Origin of the sequence: Sphingobium estronivorans (genome assembly GCF_008692605.1) — a bacterium.
GTDB classification, from domain to species: Bacteria; Pseudomonadota; Alphaproteobacteria; order Sphingomonadales; family Sphingomonadaceae; genus Sphingobium; species Sphingobium estronivorans.
Genome location: NZ_LFCT01000053.1, coordinates 1 through 3,738 on the forward strand (window position 1 = coordinate 1; position 3,738 = coordinate 3,738).

General features: G+C 58.7%; 6 protein-coding genes. All 6 read right to left on the minus strand.

Annotation, left to right across the window (positions count from 1 at the left end; translation table 11 throughout):
• Window positions 1-555: UPF0158 family protein (locus tag F7P65_RS21710; protein ID WP_205452222.1), on the minus strand; the 555-nt coding region annotated here is incomplete at its 3' end.
• 219 nt (window positions 556-774) lie between these two features.
• Window positions 775-1,716, minus strand: coding sequence for a nucleotidyl transferase AbiEii/AbiGii toxin family protein (locus F7P65_RS21715; RefSeq protein ID WP_240334434.1), 942 nt, complete (start codon window positions 1,714-1,716; stop codon window positions 775-777).
• A gap of 11 nt (window positions 1,717-1,727) precedes the next feature.
• Window positions 1,728-2,306 (minus strand): hypothetical protein, encoded by a 579-nt coding sequence (locus tag F7P65_RS21720; RefSeq protein WP_150295615.1) that lies wholly within the window; start codon window positions 2,304-2,306, stop codon window positions 1,728-1,730.
• A gap of 407 nt (window positions 2,307-2,713) precedes the next feature.
• Window positions 2,714-2,878 carry a DUF6771 family protein gene (locus F7P65_RS22140; protein ID WP_162854746.1) on the minus strand — a complete coding sequence of 55 codons (165 nt, stop codon included), beginning with the start codon at window positions 2,876-2,878 and terminating at the stop codon, window positions 2,714-2,716.
• Window positions 2,879-3,094: 216 nt separating this feature from the next.
• Window positions 3,095-3,466, minus strand: a complete 372-nt coding sequence (locus tag F7P65_RS21725) for a MarR family transcriptional regulator (protein WP_162854747.1) — start codon at window positions 3,464-3,466, stop codon at window positions 3,095-3,097.
• Window positions 3,467-3,577: 111 nt separating this feature from the next.
• On the minus strand, window positions 3,578-3,738 hold a 161-nt coding region (locus F7P65_RS22680; RefSeq protein WP_420853335.1), incomplete at its 5' end, for a JAB domain-containing protein.

Here is a 3,738-nt window from a genome sequence, read left to right on the forward strand (position 1 = left end):
GCCAACATCGTCGCACCATCGGCACATCGCTGCCTCGACTGCGCGATCCTCATAGGCATACCATCTTTCAAGTGCACCGTTCGCCTCGAGCAGATCTTTGAAACGCCTGTAGGCGCCTTTCCGGCTGAAAATGTCCCGTACGTCCATCTGTGCTTCTGGCAGTTCCTCGGCGACGAATGCGAGCGCCAGCTTTTTCCCAAGGTCGAGGTCGCGTCTATGGGGCACCAGGATATAGCCTGCGGCCTCCGGATCGTCAGGCAACTTCGCAGCATCGCCCATGTCGACACTGTCGGCCAGAAAAAGGATGCGGCCCGTTTCCCTGCAAATATAGGCGTGATGTTCGTCTAGTTGGGAAGTGCTGACAAATTCGAGCGCATCGATGAGATCGCTCAGCAGAATGGGCACTGGCTGACGATTTTCCGGTGTCATGCGCACGACTCGCCAATCAAAGACCGAGAATATTTTACCTTCGGGAAATGGTGGCACATCGTGGCGAACGAAACGAGCATAAGCAAGCCTTAGGGGCGCGCTGTATGGAACTGCGTCCGGCGCCAATTCCTCCGTTCTTCGGCATGCCGTGGACGGTATTCACTCGGGAAACAGCACGCTTCGCAGGTTCTCTACGAGGGCGTTGCGCCGTACGGGCGAGAGTTTGCCGAGATTGTGCATTTTCCAGTTCACTGCGGGCAGAGATTATGCGTTGGGGAAGTCCATTAACGACCAATCCGGCGGCTCTGCGACTTCTGCCTTCTGGCGCCCATGCCCACCGCGCATCTACAGGCGGACGGCATGCTCGGTAATGCGCGCGAGCAGCGCATCGAAGGGTGGCTGACCCTGATAATAGAGGGCTTGGGTCGTCTCGTAGGCGCGGGCAAAGCGCATGCGAAGGCCGGCATCCGCAAGCTGGAATGCCGGATTTTTCGTGATGTCCTTCTCGTCCGCAGCGGGAAAGCGGCGCGACTTGTGAGTGAAATAGGCGTCCGAGCCAATGAAGGCCTGGACATCGGCGTCGTCGAGCAGGCAATAGACATCATAATAGTGGCGCAGGAAGTTTTGCGGCATGCCGCCATCCTCGACATGCCGCCGGAATTTGGTCGATATCGTCTGTAGCTTCTCGATGAGCGTATAGCCCGGTTCATAGCAGGGTACACCGATGGCCCGGTTATCCGTCAGATCGTCAAGGCCCGATGCCAGCGCCTTGTCATAGGCCCAGCTGCTGATCAGGCAGGGGCGGTTGGGCGCGACTTGGTCGAAGCCTGCTTCGAGTAGAATGCCGGCCTTCACGCCTTCTGGTAGGCTATGTACGCTCGCATAGTGGAGCCTGATACCAGCGCTGCGCATCCGTCGGTCGTCAAAGGCCTCGTCGCGTTCCACGTTCTCGAAGCCCGGAATCGCGATCCGGGGTGGCAGGCCGTCATAAAATGCTCGTCTTGCCGCGACATGCTGATCCTTGTCCTGGTTCTTTCCGGTCGGGAGTTCGCCGTCCGGCCGGATCAATATGTCGATATCTTCCGAGAAACGATGGATGAGGCCAAAGCCCTTGGACAGCGATGTTCCACCTTTCAACTCGAAGGTGAAGCCCAGCTGTTGCAAGCCCCATAGCGCGTGCATGAGCCAATAGTCCTTTTCCACCAGCGCAGGGTCTATGCCGCGCTCGCGGCCGGCCACGTCGAGCAGGTCGGAGAATTCACTGATCTCATGCAGAAGGATTGGCACGGCGCAGCCCGTCAGGCCTGATCGAGCACGGGCGCAAGCAGGCGAGCGGCGCGGGCGGAGCCAAATTCCTTCACCGCGCGCGCCAGGCGGGCAGGGGCCATATCCCGAGCCTTCGACAGTGCGCGGGGCAGTATTTCTGAACGGTCTTCAGGCAGGCGGTCGAGATTGTGCAGCAGGTCTACCAGCAGCACTTCCTTCGAGAGCTGCCGGGGCACCGATGACCGCATCCTGAAATCATAATAGCGGCCATCCAGCCTGAACCGGCCGTGCCGTTTGAGATTATAGACCACCGGCTCATTATGGAGTTGCGTCGTGCCGACACCCAGGCTGTTGAAGGCGGTGGGCGAAACCATGAGGAAGCGGTCATCGCCCAAGAACGTTTCGACGAGTTTCTCTGGCTTTGCCGGCGCGGCGCCGAATCGCGTCTTGCGCGGCGCCATGTAGACGCCTGCCGACACCTTCTCAAGCCGCCCCTCATCGAGCAGCTGTCGCAGGTGACGATCGACAGCCTTCGACCAGCGCGACAAATCCTTCCGGCGATAAACCTGGCCTGGGCGCAGATGGCGTTTGAGTTCGGAAAGGGCTGACATGGTCTGGTTCTCCGCCGGAGATATAGGCAGATACGCTGTGAAATGCAAGAAATATCATTAAAAATTCATGCAAAATGATCGATAGCGAGGCAGGATATGCCTATGCCTGACGAGGCGAAGTGCCCAATCATGTCAGCGTTGTTCACGATCATCCGTAATGGTTCGCGGCCGCGCCCTCCGCCTTGTTTCGGGGCTTATGTCATCTCGCCCATATCCGCGATCATGTGCCGATCATCGCCTTGCGGCTGGATGAAGGCTCCAAACTGACGTCCTGTTTAAGGATCATTCATTTTCGAAAGTCTGGCTTAGCAAAACGCGGATATGTCAAACCGGGATTGAGCGACAGGGGAGCGGCACCTCCCAGGCAACATCGCCTGCGACCCCTCCATGGTCAGAAACCCCGCCAACTACTTGGCGAACCCGCGCTCACGAATCGCAGCTTCCACCATCGCTGCCAAAACCTCCTCGGCTCGCGCGCGCAGACTGCTGTCCTTTGCGCCAAGATCGTGTCGGATCCATTCGGGCGCCCGCTGCAACATCGTCAGCACAATTTTCATCAGCTCATCGTCCATCGCATTCGCTATGCTTCGGGGTGGCTGAAGGGGCAATAGCCGATCCTGAAGTAATCCAGGGTCGAGCATCGCGGGCCGTTCGTCCGATTTATCCCCTCCTGATGCTATGATCGCGGCTCGCTGGCATGGAAACAGGAATCGACCTGGCGATGAGATGATCCGAAGGGCTGCGATATCTTGTACTGGGGAGCTGACCGGCCCCGTTGGCACGGCATATCATAAGGGCGAGGCCTGACAGATGCCGATCAGCCGATCGAGCAGGCTATTCACTGTTTCAACGCCGCGTTCCGTCATTTCGACCCCGATGCAGCGGCGATCGCGGTCGGACAACTCCCGCATGAGCAGGCCTTGCTTCTCCAGTTCCAGGACCCTCCGGTGCGCCGTGGATGGTGAAACATGCGCGACCATATACAGGGACCAAAGATAGACTCCCCGATTTTCGTGCCGCGCGAGATACAGATCGAGGAGCATGTCCCAGATCGGGCTGGGACAAAATTCATAGCCGAGCGCGTCGCCAACGGCATTGCGCATATCGATAAGCCTGCGGCACATCGCCGTCCTGCGGTTTATTGGCATCATCTGCGTCATTTGCGCACTCCCTTCCCGTGGAAGCTGAATTCCCATTTCATGACGAATTGCCGGTGCGTGCCGATGGTGCCGCGTGGGGCTAGGGCGATACCCAGCCGGGGGCGCCGGAACCTACATCAGACCAGCTCTACGAAAGCTCACATATCCATAACGGCAGATCACCAGATGGTCATCGACCGTGATGCCGAGCGGTTGCGCCGCGGCCATCATCCGTTGCGTTAAATTCCGGTCGGCCCGTGAAGGCTCAGCGGTTCCGGCTGGGTGGTTGTGGA